Source organism: Streptomyces sp. BE20 (assembly GCF_036322525.1).
Taxonomy (GTDB): domain Bacteria; phylum Actinomycetota; class Actinomycetes; order Streptomycetales; family Streptomycetaceae; genus Kitasatospora.
Map to the genome: position 1 here is coordinate 1 of NZ_JAQYWW010000196.1, position 325 is coordinate 325.

The 325-nt window shown below is 74.5% G+C and carries 1 pseudogene; it reads right to left on the minus strand.

What is annotated here, in order from left to right:
* A pseudogene (locus PUR61_RS00885) lies at nt 1-325 on the minus strand (beta-ketoacyl synthase N-terminal-like domain-containing protein); the annotation flags it as partial.

Consider the following 325-nt stretch of genomic DNA (forward strand, 5'->3'; position numbering starts at 1 on the left):
CGAAGGTCTCCGGGGTCGCCATCACCGCGGCCCCGCCCGCGAGGGCGAGATCGCACTCGCCCGCCTGCAGCGCCCGGGCCGCCAGGTGCAGCGTGACCAGGGACGACGAGCAGGCGGTGTCCACCGTCAGCGCGGGGCCCACCAGGCCGATCGTTTATGAGATCCGGCCGGTGGCGACGCTCCCGGAGTTGCCGGTCCCGAGGTACGCCTCGACCTCGTCCGTGACGTCCAGCAGGCGCGCGGCGTAGTCGTGGTACATCAGGCCGACGTAGACGCCGGTGCGGGAGCCGCGCAGGCCCAGCGGGTCCACCCCGGCCCGCTCCAG